21 protein-coding genes are annotated in these 23,097 nt (G+C 58.5%); 5 read left to right on the forward strand and 16 right to left on the reverse strand.

Features of this window, described 5'->3' with window-relative positions; genetic code table 11:
• Positions 1–124: 124 nt before the first annotated feature.
• The gene (rpiA, locus tag KQP88_RS23585; RefSeq protein ID WP_200993765.1) at positions 125–796 is read left to right on the forward strand and encodes a ribose-5-phosphate isomerase RpiA; all 672 of its coding nucleotides are present in this window, start codon (positions 125–127) and stop codon (positions 794–796) included.
• 54 nt (positions 797–850) lie between these two features.
• Here rpiA and KQP88_RS23590 read toward each other — a convergent pair whose 3' ends face one another.
• The 4 genes from KQP88_RS23590 to KQP88_RS23605 form a co-directional block, all read right to left on the reverse strand.
• The gene (locus KQP88_RS23590; protein ID WP_216704326.1) at positions 851–1,744 is read right to left on the reverse strand and encodes an SdiA-regulated domain-containing protein; all 894 of its coding nucleotides are present in this window, start codon (positions 1,742–1,744) and stop codon (positions 851–853) included.
• An 85-nt stretch (positions 1,745–1,829) separates the two neighbouring features.
• On the reverse strand, positions 1,830–2,750 hold the full coding sequence (locus KQP88_RS23595) for an SdiA-regulated domain-containing protein (protein WP_216704327.1): 921 nt from the start codon (positions 2,748–2,750) through the stop codon (positions 1,830–1,832).
• Positions 2,751–2,961: 211 nt separating this feature from the next.
• Positions 2,962–3,627: a fumarylacetoacetate hydrolase family protein gene (locus KQP88_RS23600; protein ID WP_025262363.1), complete on the reverse strand. Its 666-nt coding sequence runs from the start codon at positions 3,625–3,627 to the stop codon at positions 2,962–2,964.
• A gap of 54 nt (positions 3,628–3,681) precedes the next feature.
• Entirely contained in the window at positions 3,682–5,076 is a 1,395-nt protein-coding gene (locus KQP88_RS23605; RefSeq protein ID WP_216704328.1) for an FAD-binding oxidoreductase, read from the reverse strand.
• Positions 5,077–5,237: 161 nt separating this feature from the next.
• Here KQP88_RS23605 and serA point away from each other — a divergent pair, with 161 nt between their 5' ends.
• A complete protein-coding gene (gene serA, locus KQP88_RS23610; RefSeq protein WP_216704329.1) occupies positions 5,238–6,467 on the forward strand; it encodes a phosphoglycerate dehydrogenase in 1,230 nt (409 codons plus the stop codon).
• A gap of 88 nt (positions 6,468–6,555) precedes the next feature.
• Here serA and KQP88_RS23615 read toward each other — a convergent pair whose 3' ends face one another.
• The gene (locus KQP88_RS23615) at positions 6,556–6,993 is read right to left on the reverse strand and encodes a DUF4399 domain-containing protein (RefSeq protein ID WP_216704330.1); all 438 of its coding nucleotides are present in this window, start codon (positions 6,991–6,993) and stop codon (positions 6,556–6,558) included.
• A 133-nt stretch (positions 6,994–7,126) separates the two neighbouring features.
• Entirely contained in the window at positions 7,127–7,762 is a 636-nt protein-coding gene (locus KQP88_RS23620; protein ID WP_216706035.1) for a 2OG-Fe(II) oxygenase, read from the reverse strand.
• Between the two features lie 142 nt (positions 7,763–7,904).
• Between KQP88_RS23620 and KQP88_RS23625 the strand changes: the two genes are divergently transcribed.
• A complete protein-coding gene (locus tag KQP88_RS23625; RefSeq protein ID WP_200993771.1) occupies positions 7,905–8,663 on the forward strand; it encodes a DUF2059 domain-containing protein in 759 nt (252 codons plus the stop codon).
• Between the two features lie 23 nt (positions 8,664–8,686).
• On the opposite strand, the gene KQP88_RS23630 is transcribed toward KQP88_RS23625, so the two are convergent.
• A complete protein-coding gene (locus tag KQP88_RS23630) occupies positions 8,687–9,628 on the reverse strand; it encodes a phospholipase BipL (protein ID WP_200993772.1) in 942 nt (313 codons plus the stop codon).
• Between the two features lie 103 nt (positions 9,629–9,731).
• Between KQP88_RS23630 and KQP88_RS23635 the strand changes: the two genes are divergently transcribed.
• On the forward strand, positions 9,732–10,301 hold the full coding sequence (locus KQP88_RS23635) for a DUF6436 domain-containing protein (protein ID WP_216704331.1): 570 nt from the start codon (positions 9,732–9,734) through the stop codon (positions 10,299–10,301).
• Positions 10,302–10,412: 111 nt separating this feature from the next.
• On the opposite strand, the gene KQP88_RS23640 is transcribed toward KQP88_RS23635, so the two are convergent.
• Positions 10,413–11,363: an IS110 family transposase gene (locus KQP88_RS23640; protein WP_216703476.1), complete on the reverse strand. Its 951-nt coding sequence runs from the start codon at positions 11,361–11,363 to the stop codon at positions 10,413–10,415.
• Positions 11,364–11,641: 278 nt separating this feature from the next.
• Between KQP88_RS23640 and KQP88_RS23645 the strand changes: the two genes are divergently transcribed.
• Entirely contained in the window at positions 11,642–14,029 is a 2,388-nt protein-coding gene (locus KQP88_RS23645; RefSeq protein WP_216704332.1) for a penicillin acylase family protein, read from the forward strand.
• Between the two features lie 84 nt (positions 14,030–14,113).
• On the opposite strand, the gene KQP88_RS23650 is transcribed toward KQP88_RS23645, so the two are convergent.
• From KQP88_RS23650 to KQP88_RS23685, 8 genes are all read right to left on the reverse strand, one after another.
• Positions 14,114–14,977: an ABC transporter permease subunit gene (locus tag KQP88_RS23650; RefSeq protein ID WP_200986501.1), complete on the reverse strand. Its 864-nt coding sequence runs from the start codon at positions 14,975–14,977 to the stop codon at positions 14,114–14,116.
• Positions 14,974–15,894 carry an ABC transporter permease subunit gene (locus tag KQP88_RS23655; protein WP_200986502.1) on the reverse strand — a complete coding sequence of 307 codons (921 nt, stop codon included), beginning with the start codon at positions 15,892–15,894 and terminating at the stop codon, positions 14,974–14,976. Before KQP88_RS23655 ends, KQP88_RS23650 begins: the two co-directional genes overlap by 4 nt.
• Complete coding sequence (potA, locus tag KQP88_RS23660; RefSeq protein ID WP_216704333.1) at positions 15,891–17,033, reverse strand: polyamine ABC transporter ATP-binding protein; 1,143 nt, start codon at positions 17,031–17,033, stop codon at positions 15,891–15,893. Before potA ends, KQP88_RS23655 begins: the two co-directional genes overlap by 4 nt.
• A gap of 56 nt (positions 17,034–17,089) precedes the next feature.
• Positions 17,090–18,157 carry a polyamine ABC transporter substrate-binding protein gene (locus KQP88_RS23665; RefSeq protein ID WP_232924612.1) on the reverse strand — a complete coding sequence of 356 codons (1,068 nt, stop codon included), beginning with the start codon at positions 18,155–18,157 and terminating at the stop codon, positions 17,090–17,092.
• Between the two features lie 240 nt (positions 18,158–18,397).
• Positions 18,398–19,495: a polyamine ABC transporter substrate-binding protein gene (locus tag KQP88_RS23670; RefSeq protein ID WP_198727804.1), complete on the reverse strand. Its 1,098-nt coding sequence runs from the start codon at positions 19,493–19,495 to the stop codon at positions 18,398–18,400.
• 186 nt (positions 19,496–19,681) lie between these two features.
• A complete protein-coding gene (locus tag KQP88_RS23675) occupies positions 19,682–21,040 on the reverse strand; it encodes an aspartate aminotransferase family protein (protein ID WP_216704334.1) in 1,359 nt (452 codons plus the stop codon).
• A 67-nt stretch (positions 21,041–21,107) separates the two neighbouring features.
• On the reverse strand, positions 21,108–22,466 hold the full coding sequence (locus KQP88_RS23680; protein ID WP_095068673.1) for a glutamine synthetase family protein: 1,359 nt from the start codon (positions 22,464–22,466) through the stop codon (positions 21,108–21,110).
• A 34-nt stretch (positions 22,467–22,500) separates the two neighbouring features.
• Positions 22,501–23,034 carry a hypothetical protein gene (locus tag KQP88_RS23685; RefSeq protein WP_200993776.1) on the reverse strand — a complete coding sequence of 178 codons (534 nt, stop codon included), beginning with the start codon at positions 23,032–23,034 and terminating at the stop codon, positions 22,501–22,503.
• Positions 23,035–23,097 lie beyond the last annotated feature (63 nt).

The raw sequence follows: 23,097 nt of genomic DNA on the forward strand, positions 1-23,097 counted from the left end.
AGGGAGCAAGACCGAGAAGTCTACTCTGCACTCCGATGAACGACCATACGAATGACGGGGCTTTGCGGCGCAGTCATCGCTATAATGCGGCCCCTTTTTGCACCTTTGGCACCGTGGAGCCAGCATGACCCAGGATCAACTCAAACAGGCCGTGGCTCAAGCCGCTGTCGATTTCATTCTTCCCAAGATCGACGACAAGAGCATCATCGGTGTCGGCACCGGCTCCACGGCCAACTGCTTCATCGATGCGCTGGCCAAACACAAGGCCTCCTTCGATGGCGCGGTAGCCAGCTCCGAAGCCACCGCTGCCCGCCTCAAGAGCCATGGCATTCCGGTCTATGAACTCAATACGGTCAGCGATCTGGAGTTCTACATCGACGGCGCCGACGAAAGCGACGAGCACCTGAACCTGATCAAGGGCGGTGGCGCGGCGCTGACTCGCGAGAAGATCGTGGCCGCTGTGGCCAAGACCTTCATCTGCATCGCAGACGGCAGCAAGCTGGTGCCGGTACTGGGCGCATTCCCGCTGCCGGTCGAAGTGATCCCGATGGCGCGCAGCCATGTTGCCCGTCAACTGGTCAAGCTGGGCGGCGACCCGGTTTATCGTGAAGGCGTATTGACCGACAACGGCAATATCATTCTCGACGTACACAACATGAGCATCACCAACCCGGTGGAGCTGGAAACCGCGATCAACGCCATCGTGGGCGTGGTCACCAACGGCCTGTTCGCAGAGCGCGGCGCAGACCTGCTGTTGCTGGGTACTGCCGAAGGCGTGAAAACCCTGACTCGCTAAGCCGCGGTCAGTGAGGCCAGAGCTCCCGTCGAGGGACTCTGGCCTGAACCAGGCTTATGGCTTGCGAAACTTGTAGAACAGATTCGGCTCGCTCACCACGTAGAGCGTCCCCTCTTCATCCAGGGTAAAACCCTCGGCCTGTGGCACGTCCTTGCTCAAACCCAGCTGGCCCTTTTTCAAGGAAGCGCTGGCAATCGGGCGGCCTTCGTCATTGAGCTCCAGAATCTTTTTCGATTCATCGGACATCAGCAGCAAGTGGCCCGTCGGGGCATCGAAGTACAGGCTGGACATGTCGCGCACAAACAGGCCTGCATCGCGCTTTCTATCGAAGATGACGCCCAGGTTGTTACTGCTCTGGGGGAAACCGCGTATTTCGACGATCTGTACCGGCTCGCTTTCCTTGGCGATAAACAGTCGCTGGCCCTTGATATCGTAGGCCAGACCTTCAAAACCCTTGTTGCGACCCACGTCGATGCTCAATGTCAGTTGCACGGCATCGGCGGCATCGAGGGTGCGGGTAGTGTCGTCGACATGAACCTTGAGCAAACGCTGCTGGCGCTCGTCGCTGATCACGTAAACACCAGGGCTGATGTACTCGATGGCTTCGGAATCGCCGAAACCGTTCAAGGAAATACGTCGCAGGATACGACCATCGAGGCTCAGCTCGACCATTTCGTTCTTCTGGTTGGTCACCGTGAACAGGCTTTTGCGATCCGGGTCGTAGCTCAGGGCCGAGACATCATCCTCAAGCCCTTCGATCACCTGCCCTTCTATCTCGACCTTGTAGCGATCAAGACCAACCGTCTGCTGCGCGTCCGATTGCCAGAGCATTTGCCAGGCAAACGAAGCGCGCTTCACAAAGCGGTACTCCCTATCCGCAAAAAACAGCAAGGCAGCCAGCGCAATCATCAACGAAAACAACAAGGCAGAACGGATAGGGCGACGCATCAAGGCAGCTCAAATAGTGATCGGGGCAGCATAGATATCACGTGAATCTGAATCTTTGCTTAATAGCGCAATGACATTGCGGGGCTCAATGTTTACGAAATACGTAGAACAGGTTCGGCTCACTGACCATGTACAGATTTCCCTCATCATCCAGCGCAACACCTTCAGCGCGAGGAATGGTGTCCTTCAGACCGTTCATGCCGCCCAGCAGGGTCATGAAACTGACTTGCTGACCGCTTTCGTCCACTTCCAGCAGCAAGTGCGAATCGGCAGACAGCACCAGCGTATGCCCGGTACGCGGGTCGACACTCAGGGAAGATAGGTTGCGCGCGTCCAGCGAAACATTGGCGACTCTCTGTTTCTCGCCTTTCAGGACATCGCTGCCATCACTCTTCCAGGTGAACAGTGCTGGCGGACGTTCTTCGCCCAGCAAGATCTGCTGACGAGTCGGGTCCCAGGCAATGCCTTCGAACCCTTTGTTTTTGTTTTTCGAAGGGCCGAGATCGTATTGCGGGAAATCGGCCATGTTCAGGGTCGTGGTTTCTGCCGTCACCTTGACGATGCTCAGCATATGCTGGCGCTCGTCGGTAATCCCGATCAGGCCGTCGTTCAGAACCGCCACACCTTCGGGGTTGCTCCAGCCCACCAGAGGAATCTTGCGCAGCACATCGCCCTTGAGGGTCAGCTCCACCAGGAACGGATTCTTGCCCATGACCGAGAACAGCGTCTTGGTCACCGGGCTGTAGGTCAGGTCGGAAGCCTCATCCTTCTCCATGCCGGGCAGCAGCCTGGCGTCGATCTCCACTTTGTAGTCCGGGAGCCAGATGCTGGCGCGGCGGGATGCCTTGTCCTCGAAACCTTCCTTGACCCACAGCACCGCACGATCATCCCAATGCATCACAAACGCCAGGACGTAGCCCATGACCAGAACCAGCAGCAACCAGGCATACCAACGCATGCCCAACAGACGGAAACGGGGATTTCGAGACGCGGGGAGCCTGGCCATTCAAGAGTTCCTGAGCAGATATGACGTAGAGCATCGAGTGAGAGGCAGCCGGATTATCCAGATCAAGTGTGAAAAAAACGCTAATTGTGCTGCCGAGTCAGTTCGGTGACTGTGGGAGGCAGCGTGCTGGCGACAGGGACACCGCCGACAGAGCCAAAAAAAACGCCCGAGAGGTCATCTCAGGCGTTTTTCAACAGCAGCAACCGGGTGTTTAACGAACAACGCTTTCGAAGCGGTTCTGACCGGTCAGCTCCAGCACGATCTCGTCACCGGCCTCGAACGGGCCAACGCCTGCGGGGGTGCCAGTCATGATGATGTCACCGGCCTGCAGGGAGAAGTTGGCGGCCATGTGCTGGATCATTGGCACGATGGGGTTGAGCATCAGGCTGCTGTTGCCGTCCTGCACGACCTTGCCGTTGATGGTCAGACGAATGCCGATATCGGTCAGGTCCGGATAGGTTTCAGCCGGCACGAAAGGTGCGATGACCGCAGCGCCGTCGAAGCACTTGGCCAGTTCCCATGGCAGGCCTTTCTCGCGCAGACGCGACTGCACGTCACGCAAGGTCAGGTCCAGGCCCGGAGCGAAACCGCTGATGGCGTCGAGCACTTCTTCACGGGAAGGATTCTTGCTCAGCGGCTTGCCGATCAGTACGACGATTTCGGCTTCGTAATGCACAGAACCACGGTCTGCCGGAATGCTGAAGCCGCCTTCCAGAGCGACCACGGAACTGCCGGGCTTCATGAACAGCAAAGGCTCGGTCGGAACCGGGTTGCCCAGCTCCTTGGCGTGCTCTGCATAGTTACGACCGATACAGACCACCTTGCCCAGCGGGAAGTGGATGTTCGTTCCATCGACATATTTGTGCTGGTAGCTCATGACGTCTCCTGGGTCTGATAATTCTGGCTTCGTTGAATAAGGTATGTCGGCTGATCAAACAGCAAATATCTTGCCCGGGTTCATGATGCCGTTAGGGTCGAAGACCGCCTTCAGCGCTTTCATGTATTCGATTTCGGCAGGTGAGCGACTGTACGTCAGATAGTCGCGTTTGGTCATCCCCACACCGTGCTCGGCGGAAATCGAGCCGTTGTATTTCTCCACCGTCTCGAACACCCACTTGTTGACCTTGGCGCAGGTCCGGAAGAACTCTTCCTTGTCCAGATTCTCGGGCTTGAGGATGTTCAGGTGCAGGTTGCCATCGCCGATATGGCCGTACCAGAGCACTTCGAAGTCAGGATAGTGCTCGGCAACGATGGCATCGATCTCGCCCAGAAAGGCCGGCACCTTTGAAACGGTGACCGAAATATCGTTCTTGTAGGGCGTGAAGTGGGAGATGGTTTCGGAAATGTATTCGCGCAGCTTCCACAGGTTCTGCAACTGCTGCTCGCTCTGGCTCATCACGCCATCGAGCACCCAACCCTGCTCGACACAATGCTCGAAGAGCGCCAGGGCATCGTTGGCCACGTCTTCGGTGGTCGCCTCGAATTCCAGCAGCACATAAAACGGGCAAGGCGTGTCGAATGGCGAAGGCACGTCGCCACGGGCCATGACCCGGGCAAACGACTTGTCGGAGAAGAACTCGAATGCCGTCAGGTCCAGCTTGCCGTGAAAGGCGTGCAGCACAGGCATGATCGAATTGAAGTCAGCAGTGCCCAGCACCATGGCGGTGAGATTGCGGGGCGCACGATCCAGGCGCATGGTGGCCTCGACCACAAAGCCCAGCGTGCCTTCGGCGCCGATGAACAGCTGGCGCATGTCGTAGCCGGTGGCGTTCTTGATCAGGTCCTTGTTCAGCTCCAGCAGGTCGCCCTTGCCGGTGACGACCTTGAGGCCCGCGACCCAGTTTCGAGTCATTCCGTAGCGAATGACCTTGATTCCGCCGGCATTGGTGCCGATATTGCCGCCAATCTGGCTGGAACCCGAAGAAGCGAAGTCCACCGGGTAATACAGCCCGCTCTCTTGCGCCGCTGCCTGCAACTGCCGGGTAATCACACCGGGCTGACAGACGGCCGTGCGCTCGGTGAGGTTGAGTTCCAGAATCCGGTTCATGTAGTCGAACGAAACCACCACTTCGCCATTGGCCGCCACTGCGGCGGCGGAAAGCCCGGTCCGTCCGCCCGAAGGCACCAGCGCCACCAGACGCTCGTTGGCCCAGCGCACGATGGCCTGGACCTGCTCGATGGTCTTGGGAAACACGATGGCCGTGGGGGCGGGGGTGAATTGCTTGGTCCAGTCCTTGCCGTAAGCCTCAAGCGAACCGGCGTCGGTCAGTACCTTGCCTGGTTCGACCAGGGTCTTGAGCTCATCAATCAAAGCGGGATTGGTCATGGACGCAACTCTCGAACAATTCATGGGCATCCTGAGAACGGTTCACGTTCGGGAATGGGGTTTCGCGGGGTGCATATGCTAGCATACGCCCCCCGCGAATCGTGCCCATGGCCGATCCGGCCCCCTCCTGCCATTTTTCTCCGGGACACAGGTTTACGCAGATGAGCAAGACTTCCCTCGACAAGAGCAAGATCAAGTTCCTTCTTCTCGAAGGCGTCCACCAATCCGCCGTTGACGTCCTGAAGGCCGCCGGCTACACCAGCATCGAGTACCACACCAAGTCTCTGCCGGAAGCCGAGCTCAAGGAAAAGATTGCCGACGCCCATTTCATCGGTATCCGCTCGCGTACCCAACTGACAGAAGAACTGTTCGACAGCGCCAAGAAACTGGTTGCGGTCGGCTGCTTCTGCATCGGCACCAACCAGGTCGACCTGGACGCAGCCCGTGAGCGCGGCATTGCAGTGTTCAACGCCCCTTACTCCAACACCCGCTCCGTTGCCGAGCTGGTTCTGGCCGAGGCTATCCTGCTGTTGCGCGGCATCCCCGAGAAGAACGCTTCCTGCCACCGTGGCGGCTGGATCAAGAGCGCGGCCAACTCCTTCGAGATCCGTGGCAAGAAACTGGGCATCATCGGCTACGGCTCGATCGGTACTCAGCTGTCGGTTCTGGCTGAAGGCCTGGGCATGCAGGTCTACTTCTACGACACCCTGACCAAGCTGCCGCTGGGCAACGCCACTCAGGTTGCCAGCCTGAACGAGCTGCTGGGCATGTCCGACATCGTGACCCTGCACGTTCCGGAAACCGCTGAAACCCAGTGGATGATCGGCGAGAAAGAAATCCGCGCCATGAAAAAGGGCAGCATCCTGATCAACGCCGCTCGCGGCACCGTGGTCGAACTGGATGCCCTGGCAGACGCGATCAAGGACAAGCACCTGATCGGCGCGGCCATCGACGTGTTCCCGGTGGAGCCTCGCTCCAACGACGACATCTTCGAAAGCCCGCTGCGCGGCCTGGACAACGTGATCCTGACCCCGCACATCGGTGGTTCCACTGCCGAAGCCCAGGCCAACATCGGTCTGGAAGTTGCAGAAAAGCTGGTCAAGTACAGCGACAACGGTACGTCGGTTTCCTCGGTCAACTTCCCGGAAGTGGCCTTGCCTGCTCACCCTGGCAAGCACCGCCTGCTGCACATCCACGAGAACATTCCGGGCGTGCTGAGCGAAATCAACAAGGTGTTTGCCGAAAACGGCATCAACATCTCCGGCCAGTTCCTGCAGACCAACGAGAAAGTCGGCTACGTGGTTATCGACGTAGACGCCGAGTACTCGGACCTGGCGCAAGAGAAGCTGCAACAGGTCAAAGGCACCATCCGTAGCCGCGTTCTGTTCTGATAGCGGCCCTTCCCGGCGGGAACGAATTTATTCGCGAAGCAATTCGCGGATAAATCCGCTCCCACGAGTTTTGTGAGCCCTCTCTTATTTATTTCACATTGATCGTGATCTTCTTCGACTCGACCGTCGGATTCAGCGGAATATGCGACTTGTCGCCCACCAGCAACTGGAGGGTGTGGCTGCCCGGTGGCAGGCTCAGCATGGTTTCGGTCTGCCCCTTGCCGAAATGGCGAATATTGTCAGTGGTCGGTAGCGGAACATTCGCTGCGGGCTCATCCTTCACATCGATCAGCAAATGATGATGGCCGGTTTCAGGGATATCGACCCCTGCCGGTGCAACGCCCATTCCCTTGAGACCAAACTGCACCTTGAACGGCGACGTCACGGTTTCTCCGTCCTTGGGCGAGATGATGTACGCTTCTGCGCCCTGAGGCGAAGCGGTACGCGGGGTATCGGCCGCATGAATCAGGGTCGAGGTTGCCAGCAACAGACCAGCGAGGGCAGTTCTGGAAAATAGGGATGTCATGATCTCTCCGCACGTTTGTGAGACTACCTATCGGACCTGAACCCATGGTCTTCGGTTCAGCACAGTCCTTTACGATAGACCTCTACCCCGGAGAACGGGGTTCATGACACAGATTTCATGAAGCCGGTCGGCCTTAGATCAACAGCTCGTTGCCACGACGCCTGAACCAGCCGGTCAGGGAAAGCCGGTCGCGGGTGGCAGGCAGCACTTCATGGGGAATATCCCCGGACAGAAACACCACCAGACAGCCGCCCGTAGGCTGGACGTCATAGGTCACGTCCCCCTTCAGGTACATGCGCAACTGCCCGCCATGCTCGGGCAGCCAGGCCTGATTCAGATAAAGCACCGCCGACACCATGCGCTTGTCGTCATCGCGAAAGCGGTCCACATGCTTGAGGTAAAACGCACCTGGCGGGTAAAGGGCGAAGTGGCTTTCATAATCTTCCAGCCCCAGGAACAGACCGCGGTTGAGGGCCAGGCGCAAGCTGTCCATCAACTCCAGATAACGGTCGCTGCACTCGGCCTGCCCGGCTTCAAGCCATTGGATATGATCGCCGCGAATACCCTCGCGCACCTCCTGCGCAAGCCCGCGCCCCACACCGGCAGGCTCAAGCTCACCCTCGGCGGCACGTCGATGGCACTCTTGTGCCAGTTCGCGGGTCAGACCTTCGGGCAGGAATATATTCTGCTGCGACCAGCCATTGGCGGCCAGGTCGTCGACGATTCGAAGCAGGAGGGGGTGATCGGGAGATATGCGCATGGCGTGCATAGTATCCATAAGCCCCTGAATTCGACAGAGGTGTGTATACAGCACGGTCATGTGCGGGTGTTTTCATGCAGCAAGGGCAGTCATAACTCGACAAATCCCCGTCAACACCCCGAGAATAGCGACCTGCCGACAGGAGTCCCGAATGCGTCGTTTGTTTGTTTTGCTGTTGATGTTCTGCGCCTTGCCTGTCTGGGCAGACGGTTACGATCAGTTGTACAAGGCCGCCGGCTGGACAGAGCAGCGTGCGCATTTCAACGATGCACTCAAGGCTGCCCAGCAACGCTACCGCGACAACCTGCCGCCAGCGGTCTTTCAGGCCCTGGTCAATAACAGCAACCAGCGTTTTGCACCGCAGGCCATGGACCAGCGCGCAGAAAAGCGCCTGCGTGAAAGCCTCAAGGACCCGGCACCTGCACTGAAATTCTTCCAGTCCCCGCTGGGCCGCAAGATCGTCAATGCAGAGCTGACGGCCACCCGCTCCGACCAGTTGGCCAAGCACGCCCAGGGCCTGCCGCAGATGGAAGCCGACGCCACCCGCCAGTTGCTGATCGGCCATCTGGCGCAGGCACTGCCCGCCAAGCAGGCTGGCGCAGAAGTCAGCCTCGCCATTGCCGGTGTGGCAGCCGACAGCCTGAGCCAGATGATTCCCGGCCTTCTGGGCGGCGGTCAGGCTCAAGGGATGCTCGAAGGACAGCGCGAACGCCTGATGGCGCAGATCAGCGCGGACCTCAACAACACGCTGCTGTACGTCTACCGCGACCTGTCAGACCCTGAGCTGGAAGAGTTCTCAAGCTTCGCCGAGTCACCGGAAGGCAAGGCTTATTATCAGGCAGCCCTTGCCGCGATCCGTGCCGGACTTGCCGTCGGTCAAAGCACTTCCAGCCTGTCCCAAGGCCTGTAATAACCCGCCTCGCTCGAGGCGGGTCAGTTCATGTGCCCTTTCAGAAACTCGAAATACTGCGTCCGGAACTCCGGCACCTCATTGGCCAGGTGATGCCGCGCCTTGCCGAGCATGAGGATTTGCGGCTCGCTGAACTTGCTCCTGAGTACGGTCAGGTTGTGGTCCCAGTCAACGGTCATGTCCGCATCGCCCTGAATGATCAGCGGGCTGCGGGTACTGCGCGGCGCACGTTCAATCTGCACGATCCAGCGCGATAAAGCGCCTACCCAGGCGGTCGGCAAGCGACGCGGCTGCAAGGGATCGGCCAGCAGAAACGGCAGGAAAGCCGGAGCGTTGGTGTTCTCGGAAAACCGTCGGGCAATGCCGTCCACAAACGGCTTGAGCATGTAATAACTGAGTTTTGACCAGCCCCAGGCACGTGGCCGGACCAGCGGCGACAAGAGAATGGCCTTGCCCTGCACCGGGCTGTCGTTGCCCTGATGAAGCAGGTGATCGATCACGATTGCGCCACCGGTGCTTTGTCCGCACAGATGCCAGGGATGCGGCAGGTTCAGGGCCTCGGCTTCCAGCAGCAGACGCTGCAGCACGGCCTGATACTCGGAGAAGTCATTGATGCTCGCCCGGCTGCCGCTGGACAGCCCGTGCCCCGGCAGGTCGCAGGAAATCACTGCAAACCCTTGCGCCAGCGCCCACTCGATCACGTAGCGATACAGGCCCATGTGGTCATAGAAACCATGGAACAGAAACAGGGTTCCCACAGGCTGCTCGGGCAGCCAGACCTGCCCGACAATCTCGTAGCCACCCACATCCAGGCGCCCGAGCCAACTGCGGATGACATGCTCGCCACCCAGCCCGCCCAGGCCATAGAAACGCTGATAGATCTGCCCATCCAGAGAGAGCGATTCGATCTCGCGCAGCGGTGACAGCGTGGCGCGTAATTGATCAGGGTCAAACGTTGCAGACATAAGGCTTCCAGATTCCGACAGGACCTTGAAAAGACAGTGTAGCGATATTCATCTGTCTGTTCGGGCGTGGCAAGCTACGCCACCTTAAATAGAAACGTCTGTCATGAAAGCCCCACACCGCCGCAACCTGTTTGCCTGCCTGTTCGTCCTGATCTGTGCGGCTGGATTGTGGATGGCCCATGACTGGTTTCAGCATCGCTACCTGCGCCCCTTTAGTGATCAGACCGCCCTGTTCAGCGGCGATGACCTGCGCCTGCCGGCAGAACTGGCTGGCCCGGGCAGGATTCGTCTGGTGCATTTCAAGGACCCGGCCTGCCCGTGCAATGTCGGCAACCAGCAGCATCTGAGCGAACTGATCGAGCGCTTTGGTGGCGACAAAGGTGTCGACTTCTATGTGGTGCAGAAACCCGGCACGACCGATCATTCGTCACCAGCGCCCGATACGATCAAAACCCTGGAAACGCTTCCAGGTGCCGAAAAGATCAGCGCCAGCCCTGCCGTCGCCATCTGGGATCGCGACGGCAAGCTCGCGTATTTCGGGCCTTACAGCGAAGGCCTGACCTGCAACTCCGGTAACAGCTTTATCGAGCCGATCCTGAATGCCCTGCTCGACGGGCGCAGCGTGAACACCATAAACACCATGGCGGTGGGTTGTTACTGCGCCTGGCAATAAATATCCCGGGCGCTCATCCGTTTTTCCTGTCGTAGGCAGATTGTTGTGGCCTGTTCGCGAATAAATTCGCTCCCACAATAAATAGCCGTGTGGGAGATTCTATGGTTGTGATCAAGCCATAACCCACCCTTTGGTTTGATATTCGCTCTGATTCTTCATCAGGGCGAATGCCACCCGAGCGAGTTTACGAGCGAGCATGACGAGCACTTGTGTGGTCGCTTTTCCACGGCTGCGATGATGGTCGTAAAACTCTTTCCAGGCACTTGATCGGCTCGCGGACATGGCGGCGTTGTGCAGCAATCGGCGGATCTCCGAGCAACCTCGCTTGGTCAGGGATCGGCGGCCATTTTTTTGGCCTGAGTCAGTCACCCTCAGGTCCATGCCCAAAAAGGCGATGTATGAATCGCTACTCGTGAAGTCGCCTCGGCTGTAAGCCATGACCAGAGCGGTCGCGGTCAGAAAACCGATGCCTTCGACAGCTTGGCATCGGGCGACTTGCTCCAGCAGGCCGGCTTCGCGCAAGACCTCCTTGAGCTTCTTCTGGATCAACAGGTCCAGCCGCTCGATGGACTTGAGGAAAGCTGCGAAGGCGGCTTTCAAACTGGCGTCATTGGCCCAGCTCTGGGTCAGGCTAGTTTTGGCCTGAACCAGCGAAGCCCTGCGGCGCAGAAGGCTTTGCAGCTTGCCATAGACGGCTGGAGGCGGGGTCCAGGGGCGTAGATCTTCGCCTTCGTTTTTCAGAAAACGGGCCAGAAGCCGAGCATCGGAAGCGTCCGTTTTGCTACGACCACCAATGCCTTTACGGTAATTGCTCAGTTGAAAACCGTCGATGATGTAGACGTCAAAACCAGACTCGTAAGCCAGCTCGACCAGATCGACGTGATAAATATTGGTCGCCTCAACAGCAATGGCAGTGGGCCTCGGCAACGTTTTGAGCCAGCGCTTTATGGCGGGCTTTTCATTGGCTATCGAGGTGAGCAGATCCAGGTCTGCCTGATAGGTAACGAGTTCAATCTTGGCAACATCCACGCCCACGATTGACTGCGAAACGCGCATTGCCATGGGCACTTCTCCACGCTAAGGTTTTACGGCTTGAGGGGGTTCACCCAGAGGCGCAGGCTTGTTTCTATCGTCGCTTGAACGAAGCATTCTTTATCGGCGCTTTTGGTGGAAGGGGTGAGGCGAGGTCTCCCACGGTCTGTACTGTGGCTGCAGTCAGATGCGAATTGTTCGTCCCACCACCCCTTCAAGCTCTACCATACAAGCGAATTTATTCGCGAAAACCATCCACTCCTGTAGCCTTGCATGCCCCCTGCCCGAGCCTTTCATAGGGAAGTTCAATGAAACGCATCCTTGCCATTCTCGCCCTCCTCATCGCGCTGCTTGCCGCAGGCGCTGGCTGGTATATCCATAGCAAACAGCCCGTGCGCGACGGCGAGATCGTCATGTCGAACCTCCAGGCGCCGGTCAGCGTGCGCTACGACGAGCGCGGCGTGCCGCATATCCGGGCCGGGAACGAAGCGGACATGTACCGCGCACTCGGTTACGTGCATGCCCAGGACCGTCTGTTCCAGATGGAGATGCTGCGCCGTCTGGCGCGTGGCGAGCTGGCTGAAATCCTCGGGCCGAACCTGATCGGAACCGACAAAATGTTCCGCAGCCTGCGCATCCGCGAACACGCCGATGCCTACGTCGCCCGCCAGAACCCGAGCACCCCGACCTGGAAAGCGCTGCAGGCCTATCTGGATGGCATCAACCAGTATCAGGACACTCATGCAAGGCCGATGGAGTTCGATGTGCTGGGCATCCCCAAACGCCCTTTCACGGCTGAGGACACCCTGAGTATCGGCGGCTATCTGGCCTACAGCTTTGCCGCGGCCTTTCGCACCGAACCGTTGCTGACCTATGTGCGCGACCAGCTTGGCCCACAGTACCTGAAAGTGTTCGATCTGGACTGGCATCCTCAAGGCATGCTCGACCAGAAACCCGCCCTGGCCAGCGATGACTGGAAAGACCTCAACACCCTGGCGCAACTGAGTCACGAAGCGGTTGCCGCCGCAGGTCTGCCACAGTTTGAGGGCAGCAATGCCTGGGCCGTTTCCGGCAGCCGCACCCAAAGCGGCAAACCCTTGCTGGCGGGCGACCCGCACATCAGCTTTTCCGTGCCGTCGGTATGGTACGAAGCGCAGCTCAGCGCACCGGGCTTCGAGCTGTACGGCCATTATCAGGCCCTCAACCCGTTTGCCTTCCTGGGGCACAACATGGATTTCGGCTGGAGCCTGACCATGTTCCAGAACGACGATGTGGACCTGATCGCCGAGAAGACCAACCCCGAAAACCCGAACCAGGTCTGGTATCAGGGCAAATGGGTGGACATGACCAGCAGCGAGCAACAGATCAAGGTCAAGGGTCAGCCCGATGTGACCCTGACACTGCGCCAGTCGCCACACGGCCCGATCGTCAACGACGTGGTGGGCAAGAACGGGGGCAAGGCTCCGATTGCCATGTGGTGGTCGTTCCTGGTGTCGGAAAACCCGGTGCTCGACGGTTTCTACGAAGCCAACCGCGCCAACACCCTGGAAAAGATGCGCAATGCCGCCGAGAAGATCCAGTCGCCGGGCCTGAATATCGTCTGGGCCAACCATCAGGGCGATATCGGCTGGTGGGCCGCCGCGCAATTGCCGATCCGGCCAGAAGGGGTCAACCCCGCTTACATTCTGGATGGCAGCACGGCGCAGGCCGACAAGCTGGGCTTCTACCCGTTCAGCGCCAACCCGCAGGAAGAAAACCCGGCTCGCGGCTATATCATCTCGGCCAACTTCCAGCCGCTGTCCCCGACCGGCATGCAGATTCCGGGCTACTACAACCCCGCTGACCGCGGGCAATACCTGAACAGGCAACTGAGCGACCCGGCAATCAAGTGGGACCTGGAGAACAGCAAGGCGCTGCAACTGGGCACCCGCACCGACTACGCCCAAAGCATCCTGACGCCACTGATTCCGGTATTGCGCAGCGTGATTACCGAACCGGATGAACTGGCGCTGGTGGAGCGTCTGGCGCAGTGGAAAGGCGACTATCCGCTGGATTCGGTAGGCGCGACTCTGTTCAGCCAGTTCCTGTTCGACCTGACGGAAGAAACCTTCCATGACGAACTGGGTGACGGTTTCTTTGAAACCCTGACCACCTCCCGCGTGCTGGATGCTGCCCTGCCCCGTCTGGCGGCCGATGCGGATTCACCCTGGTGGAACAACCGCAACTCGCCCCATACCGAGAGCCGCGCCAACACCGTCAAGGTCGCCTGGCGTGCCAGTGTTTCCCATCTGAAATCCATGTACGGCAACAACCCGGATGGCTGGACGTGGGGCAAGGTGCATACCCTGACCCATGGTCACCCGCTGGGTTCGCAAAAGCCGTTGAATCACATCTTCAATGTCGGCCCTTTCGCTGCGCCGGGCAGTCATGAAGTGCCCAACAACCTGTCCTCACGCCTGCGAACGGCGCCATGGCCGGTCAACTACGGCCCATCGACCCGTCGCCTGATCGACTTCGCCGACCCGGCCCACAGCCTGGGCATCAACCCCGTCGGGCAAAGCGGCGTGCCGTTCGACCGGCATTATTCGGATCAGGCCAAGGCGTTCATCAATGGCGAGTATGTGCCGCAACGCTTCAGCGAGAAGGATGTGGACGAGCATACGGAAGGATTGCTGGAGCTGGTGCCGGGGAAATAACCCGCCCAGACTCTGTTGGAGCGAATTCATTCGCGAATGGGCTCAAGGGCCTCTTCGCGGATGAATCCGCTCCCACACCGCCTGTCAGGCAGTGCGCGGCTTGTAGGTATCGGCTGCGCTTTCTTCGATGGCCTGCTGGATCGAGCGCTTGCGGCGCTCTTCAGCACGGCGGGTGAAGTACCAGACCAGGAAGGTCACCAGCGAAACCGCTAGCAGGATCAGGCTCGCCACCGCGTTGATCTCGGGCTTCACGCCCAGACGCACGGCAGAGAACACTTCCATTGGCAAGGTCGTCGAACCCGGCCCGGACACGAAACTGGCCAGAACCAGATCGTCCAGCGACAGGGCAAAGGACATCATGCCGCCCGCGGCCAGCGAGGGCGCGATCATCGGGATGGTGATGAGGAAAAACACCTTCCACGGCCGGGCACCCAGGTCCATGGCCGCTTCTTCGATGGACAGGTCCAGCTCACGCAGGCGTGACGACACGACCACCGCGACGTAGGCCGCGCAGAAGGTGGTGTGGGCGATCCAGATGGTGACGATGCCACGCTCCTGGGGCCAGCCGATCAACTGCGCCATGGCCACGAACAGCAGCAACAGCGACAGACCGGTGATCACTTCCGGCATCACCAGCGGCGCCGTGACCAGCCCGCCGAAGAAGGTACGGCCCTTGAAGCGCGAGATGCGGGTCAGGACGAAAGCCGCCATGGTACCCAGGGCAACCGCAGCAATCGCCGTGTAGAAAGCGATTTCCAGCGAGCGCCACACCGAGCCCATCAGTTGGGTGTTGTCCAGCAGGCCGACATACCACTTCACCGACCAGCCACCCCAGACGGTGACCAGCTTGGAGTCGTTGAACGAGTAGATGACCAGAATGACCATCGGCGCATAGATGAACAGCAGGCCCAGGACCAATACAAGGTTCGAGAAACGGAAGCGGTTCATACCTTGCCCTCCAGTTCTTTGGCCTGACTGCGGTTGAACAGAATGATGGGCACGATCAATACCAGCAGCATGATGACCGCCAGCGCCGAGGCAACCGGCCAGTCACGGTTGTTGAAGAATTCTTGCCACAGGACCCGACCGATCATCAGGGTTTCCGGGCCACCCAGCAGTTCGGGGATCACGAACTCGCCCACCACCGGGATAAACACCAGCATGCAGCCGGCAATCACGCCGTTCTTGGAGAGCGGCACAGTGATTTTCCAGAAGCTGTTGAAGGTGCTCGAACCAAGGTCCGATGCGGCTTCCAGCAGGCTCTGGTCATGTTTAACCAGGTTGGCGTACAGCGGCAGGATCATGAACGGCAGATAGGAGTAGACCACGCCGATGTAGACCGCCAGGTTGGTATTGAGGATCTGCAGCGGCTCGTCGATCAGGCCCAGCCACATCAGGAATGCATTGAGCAGCCCGTTGTTGCTGAGAATACCCATCCAGGCGTAGACGCGGATCAGGATTGCCGTCCAGGTCGGCATCATGATCAGCAGCAACAGCACGGTCTGCATGTCCTTGCGGGCGTTGGCGATGGCGTAGGCCATGGGATAGCCGATCAGCAGACACAGCAAGGTGCTGAAAAACGCCATCTTCAGCGAGCCCAGATAGGCCGAGATGTATAGCTCGTCACCCGTCAGCAGCGTGTAGTTGGCCAGATTAAGGACCAGCTGCAGCTTGTCTTCGGCATAGCTGAATATTTCGGTATAGGGCGGAATCGCCACATCCGCCTCGGCGAAGCTGATCTTGAGAACGATCAGGAACGGCAAGGCGAAGAACAGGAACAGCCAGAGAAACGGCGCGCCAATGACCAGTTGCCGGCCATTGGGCGTGATTCGCTGGAGTGCACGTTTGATCTTGCGGATTTTCATGAGCGCAGTACCACGCCGCTGTCGTCTTCCCACCACACGTAGACTTCATCGTCCCAGGTTGGTCGGGCGCCCTGGCGCTCGGCGTTGGCGACGAAGGACTGCACCACCTTGCCGCCGGGCAACTGGACGTAAAACACCGAGTGGCCGCCCAGATAGGCAATGTCATGCACCTTGCCACGGGACCAGTTGTGCTCGAAGGTCGGCTGCTCGGTGGTGATCAGGAGCTTTTCCGGCCGCAGTGCATACGTGATGCGCTTGTCTTCCACCGACGTGCTCACGCCGTGACCGACATAGATGTGGCGCTCAAGGTCAGGGCTCTGGATCAGCGCATAGCCTTCCATGTCCTCGATCACCTCGCCCTCGAACAGGTTGACGCTGCCGATGAACTCGCAGACCAGTCGGCTGGTAGGCGTTTCATAGATATCGATAGGGCTGCCGATCTGGGCGATCCAGCCCAGGTGCATGATCGCGATGCGGGCGGCCATGGTCATGGCCTCTTCCTGGTCGTGGGTCACCATCACGCAGGTCACACCCACGCGCTCGATGATTTCCACCAGCTCCAGTTGCATCTGCGAGCGCAGTTTCTTGTCCAGTGCGCCCATGGGCTCGTCGAGCAGCAGAAGCTTGGGTTTCTTGGCCAGGGAACGGGCCAGGGCCACGCGCTGACGCTGGCCACCGGACAACTGATGCGGCTTGCGCTTGGCATACTGGGTCATGTGTACCAGCTTGAGCATCTCGGCCACACGGGCGTCGATTTCGTCCTTGGGCAGCTTGTCCTGCTTGAGACCGAAGGCGATGTTGTCGGCCACGGTCATGTGCGGGAACAGTGCATAGGACTGGAACATCATGTTGATCGGGCGTTCGTAGGGCGGCATGTCGGTGATATCGACGCCATCCAGAAAGATGCGGCCCTCGGTCGGGCGCTCGAAGCCGGCAAGCATGCGCAGCAATGTGGACTTGCCGGACCCGGAACCGCCGAGCAGGGCGAAGATTTCGCCCTTGTTGATCTGCAGGGACACATCGTCCACGGCAACCGTCTCGTCGAATTTTTTCGTGACCCGATCGATCCTGACCAGAACCTCTTTGGGTTGCTGACCGCCTTCGATGGCTTTTTTGTAGGCGCCGGAGGCAACTGGCATGGGTGAAACTCCCCAACAATAGGCAGCCCGACCCATTCGGCCGGGCGCTGGATTTTTTATTTCCCCGACTTGACCTTGGTCCAGCTGCGGGTCATCAGACGTTGCACCTTGGGTGGCAACTCACTATTCACGAACAATCTGTCCAGTACTTCCTGAGGCGGGTAGACCGCTTCATCGGTGCGGATGTCCTGATCCATGAGATCACCGGACGCCGGGGTGGGGTTGGCATAACCGACTTCATCACTGACTTTGGCGATCACCGCAGGATCAAGCAGATAGTTGATGAAGGCGCTGGCTTGCTTGACGTTTTTGGCGTCAGCCGGGATAGCCAGCATGTCGAACCAGAGGTTGCCGCCTTCCTTGGGAATGGAATAGGCAATCTTCACGCCCTTGCCCGCTTCTTCTGCGCGGTCGCGGGCCTGGAACACATCGCCCGAAAAGCCGGCAGCAACGCAGATGTCGCCGTTGGCCAGATCGGTAATGTATTTGGAGGAATGGAAATAGGTCACGTAAGGACGTACCGCCAGCAGCTTGGCCTCAGCCTTCTTGTAGTCGGCTTCCTTGGTGCTGTTGGGGTCCAGGCCCAGATAGTTGAGCATGGCCGGAATCATTTCATCCGCCGAATCGAGGAACGCCACGCCGCAACTGGAGAGCTTCTTGATGTTCTCGGGCTCGAACAGCACGGACCAGGAATCGATCCGGTCGACACCCAGAACCGCCTTTACCTTCTCGACGTTATAACCGATGCCGTTGGTGCCCCACAGATAAGGCACGGCGTACTGGTTGCCCGGATCGTTTTTCTCCAGACGCTTGAGCAGAGCCGGGTCGAGGTTCTTGTAGTTGGGCAGCAGCGACTTGTCGAGCTTCTGGAACGCTCCGGCCTTGATCTGCTTGCCCAGGAAATGATTGGACGGCACGACCACGTCGTAACCGGTACGCCCGGCCAGCAGCTTGGCTTCCAGGGTCTCGTTGGAATCGAATACGTCGTACATCGGCTTGATGCCGGTGGTGGTTTCAAAATCTGCCAGGGTGGTCTTGCCGATGTAATCGGACCAGTTGTAGATGTGTACGGTGGACTCGGCCTGAACACTGGCAACAGTGGTCAGCGCTGCAACGGCGAGCATCGATCTGGCCAATAAAGAAATAGACACTTGAACAATCCTTTCAGTATGGGGGTCTGGTGCCCGTGTCGGTGAGCTGAAAAACGGGTCGGCAACTTACCGTTGATGGCTGCGAATCGCAAAGAACTTTATATGACACACCCTTGTAGGAGCGGATTCATCCGCGAAAGCTCTTGTTCAGACGCCGCAATTGCATTTAATGAAAAGAGCTTCGCGAATGAATTCGCTCCCACCGCAAGGCGATTATTTGCCCGATTTGATCTTGGTCCAGCTGCGGGTCATGATCCGCTGGGTCGCAGCAGGCAAGTCAGCGATGGCATACAGCTTGGCCTGTACATCGGCTGGCGGGTAAACGCCCGGATCGCTGGTGATTTCCTTGTTGACCAAAGGAGTCGCCGCCGCGTTACCGTTCGGGAAGCGTACTTCGTCGGTGATCTCGGCCATGATTTCCGGCTTCATCAGGAAGGTCATGAACTTGTAGGCACCTTCGACGTTCTCGGCATCCTTGGGAATGGCGACCATGTCAAAGAAGCTGCCAGCACCTTCTTTCGGAATGTTGTAGCTGACCTTGACCTTCCCACCCGCCTCTTCGGCGCGCGCCTTGGCCTGGTAGATATCACCCGAGTAGCCCACCGCTACGCAGATGTTTCCGTTGGCCAGGTCGGAGATGTACTTGGACGAGTGGAAGTAGGCAATCGAAGGACGAATCTTCAGGAACAGCGCCTCGGCTTCGGCCAGTTGCTTCTTGTCCTGGGAGTCCGTCGGGTAACCCAGGTAATGCAGCGCGATTGGCAGCATTTCGGTCGGCGAATCGAGGAAGCTGATACCGCAGGACTTCAGCTTGGCTGCGTTTTCAGGCTTGAACAGCAGGTCCCAGGAATTGACTGGCGCGTCGGCACCCAGAGCGGCCTTGACCTTCTCGGGGTTGAAGCCGATGCCGATCGAACCCCACATGTACGGGAAGGCGTGCTTGTTGCCAGGGTCGCTGACCGAAACGGCCTTGAGCAGGTCCTTGTTCAGGTTGCCGTAGTTGGGCAGCTTGGACTTGTCCAGTTCCTGATAGACGCCAGCCTTGATCTGCTTGGCCAGGAAATTGTTGGACGGCACAACGATGTCATAGCCGGATTTGCCCGCCAGCAGCTTGGCTTCCAGCGTTTCGTTGCTGTCGAAAACGTCGTAGACAACCTTGATGCCAGACTCTTTCTCGAACTTGGCAACGGTATCCGGTGCGATGTAATCGGACCAGTTATAGACGTGCAGCACTTTGTCATCGGCCTGCGCAGTTGCGGCCACCACGCCCATGAGGGACAAGGCGAGAAGGGTCTTGCCAAATTTTTTCATGCGTACAGCTCCAATGTTTTATCACTGACCGTTAGATTAGCGGCTTCTAGCCATTAGTCTGGCAAGTTCCGGTTCGAGCTTTCAAGCCGACTTTCATCACGCAAGGAACTCCAGTGGGAGCGAATTCATTCGCGAAAGGCCGGTTCATCCGAAGAAAATGTATAGCCTTCGCGGATAAATCCGCTCCTACAGTGCTGCCAGGGTCAGATCCAGGCACTTTCGCGCCTTCTCGATCAACTCATCGATTTGCGCAAAACTGATGACCAGCGGCGGCGCGATAATCATGGTATCGCCTACAGCCCGCATGATCAGGCCATTATCGAAGCAGAAGGTTCGACAAATCATCCCTGCGCCCTTGCCGACATGCCGCTCGCGAGTGGCCTTGTCTTTCACCAGCTCGATTGCACCCAGCAGACCGACACCACGGACCTCTCCCACCAGCGGATGATCGCTCAACTCGCGCAGACGCTTTTGCAAATATGGTGCCGTTTGCGCCTGAACCCTTTCGACGACCTTTTCTTCGCGCAGGATACGGATGTTTTCCAGCGCCACCGCAGCCGCCACAGGATGCCCGGAATAGGTGAAACCATGGTTGAAATCGCCACCCTCGTTGAGCACTGCAACGATTTCATCACGCACCACAAGGCCGCCCATGGGCACATAACCGGAGGTCAGGCCCTTGGCGATGGTCATCATGTCAGGCTTGAGGCCGTAGAAATCGCTACCGAACCACTCACTGGTACGCCCGAAGCCACAAATCACCTCATCGGCGACGAACAGGATGTCGTATCTGGCCAGGATTTCCTTGATCTTCGGCCAGTAGGTATCAGGCGGCACGATCACACCGCCCGCGCCCTGGATCGGCTCGGCAATGAATGCACCGACGTTTTCCACGCCCAGTTCGAGAATCTTGCTTTCCAGTTGCTCGGCAGCCCAGACACCGAACTCGTCAGGCGTCATGTCGCCACCTTCACCAAACCAGTATGGCTGGGGAATGTGCACCACACCGGGGATCGGCAGATCGCCCTGCTCGTGCATATAGGTCATGCCACCCAGGCTGGCACCGGCAACGGTGGAGCCGTGATAGCCATTGACCCGGCTGATGATGGTTTTCTTGTTCGGCTGGCCCTTGATCGCCCAGTAATGACGGACCATGCGCAACATGGTGTCGTTGCCTTCGGAGCCTGAGCCGGTAAAGAACACATGATTCATGCCTTCGGGGGTGATCTCGGAAATGGCTTTCGCCAGTTCCAGCGCCGGAGGATGGGCGGTCTGGAAGAACAGGTTGTAATAAGGCAGCTCACGCATCTGTTTGCTGGCCGCTTCGACCAGCTCTTCACGACCATAGCCGATGGCGACGCACCACAGGCCGGACATGCCATCCAGAATCCTGTTGCCTTCGCTGTCCCACAGATAAACGCCTTCGGCGCGGGTGATGATGCGCGGGCCTTTATCCTTCAATTGCTTGTAATCGCTGAACGGTGCCAGGTGGTGCTCGCTGCTCAAGGCTTGCCATTCGAGGGTTTGAGGGTTGTTGGCACTCATGCAGCGCTTCCTGTTATCTGAATTCGGTTGGCAAGGCGCCGCGCATGACCGGCGGCACCTGCATGACTCAAACGGCGAAGAGCAGGAATTCCCGCTCCCACGAACTGATCACACGCTTGAAGTTCTCGTGCTCGGCACGCTTGACCGCCACGTAGCCGACGATGAACTTCTTGCCCAGGTACTTCTCGATGGTCTTGCTGTTTTCCATCCGCTCCAGCGCATCCTCGATGGTCAGCGGCAGACGCAGGTTTCGGCGCTCGTAGCCGCGCCCGACCACCGGCGCACTCGGGTTGAGCCCTTCGACCATGCCGATGAAACCACACAGCAGGCTGGCGGCAATGGCCAGATAAGGGTTGGCATCGGCGCCGGGCAGACGGTTTTCGACGCGGCGGTTCTGCGGCACGGCATCCGGCACACGCAGGCCGACAGTACGGTTCTCTTCGCCCCACTCCACGTTCACCGGTGCCGAGGTATCCGGCAGGAAGCGGCGGAACGAGTTGACGTTGGGCGCAAACAGCGGCAACAGCTCGGGGATAAGCTTCTGAAGACCACCGACGTGGTTCAGAAACAACTGGCTCATGGTCCCGTCATCATTGGAAAAGATGTTTTTGCCGGTCTTGATGTCGATGATGCTCTGGTGCAGGTGCATCGCACTGCCCGGCTCGCCGGTCATCGGCTTGGCCATGAAGGTGGCGGCCACGTCATGCTTGAGCGCGGCTTCGCGCATGGTGCGCTTGAACACCAGGATCTGGTCGGCCAGGGACAGGGCATCGCCATGACGGAAGTTGATTTCCATCTGCGCCGTGCCGTCTTCGTGGATCAGGGTGTCCAGATCCAGGTTCTGCAACTCGCACCAGTCGTAGACATCTTCAAACAGCGGGTCGAATTCATTGGCGGCTTCGATGGAGAACGACTGACGCCCGGTTTCAGGGCGCCCGGAGCGACCGACAGGCGGCTGCAAGGGATAATCCGGGTCATCGCTGCGCTTGGTCAGGTAGAACTCCATCTCCGGCGCAACAATCGGTTGCCAGCCCTGATCGGCATAGAGCTTGAGGACTTTCTTCAGGACATTGCGCGGCGACAGCTCGATGGGGTTGCCCTGCTTGTCGTAGGTGTCATGAATGACCTGCGCAGTGGGCTCGATGGCCCAGGGCACCAGATACACCGCGTTCTGGTCGGGGCGGCAGATCATGTCGATGTCGGCCGGGTCCAGCAGTTCGTAGTAGATGTCGTCTTCTACATAGTCGCCGGTCACCGTCTGCAGCAGCACGCTTTCAGGCAGACGCATGCCCTTTTCGGCAATGAACTTGTTGGTCGGCGAGATCTTGCCGCGGGTGATCCCGGTGAGGTCGGACATCATGCATTCGACTTCGGTGATCTTGTGTTCTTTCAACCAATCGGTGAGCTGGTCGAGGTTGGTACTCATAAATACCTCAGGGGTTGTCGTGTCCTGATCGCGATCAGGCGTTTTTCCGACGCATCGGCGTCACGTTGTACAACTCGTTTCGGCAGGCACGAATAAGCGGTAAGGTGGCATCTGCCTGTTTGCAGACATGAGCAGCATCTGTAACGCCTGTCATGCCGCTATAGTGATACTGTTCGATATGAAAAGTTGCTGTAGCGCAGAGCCGATGTCCAGTATGGCTGGAACTCATGGCACTGCTGTCGGGTCGCACACAGAGTCTTGCAGGATTCGACGGCAGGCCGTTGAAGACATTGATGGAGCGGGCATGATGACCGCTCTGTCCTGCGCCGGGAATGGAGTCGATCAAGGGAAGGCAAGGCATTGAAACCCCGGTTTTATTGCTCTGTGGGCTGCAATCGAGCTTAGCCTTGTTCATTTTTTTATACAACGCCCCGATAAAAATAGAATACGAGCCCTCCCGATCCCGGCTCAGCGCTGCTCGAAACAAGGAATACGCGCCCCAAATAGCGGCAAAAAAGGCTGTATGGCGCAGTTTTAGGGCAACAAATGGCTCTATTGACTTCATCATGGCTTTCGGATTGACTGAAACCCGTAATGCTCGATGATTGATATTTTTAACAACAAAGGTGTT

This window comes from Pseudomonas lijiangensis, from assembly GCF_018968705.1.
GTDB lineage: Bacteria > Pseudomonadota > Gammaproteobacteria > Pseudomonadales > Pseudomonadaceae > Aquipseudomonas > Aquipseudomonas lijiangensis.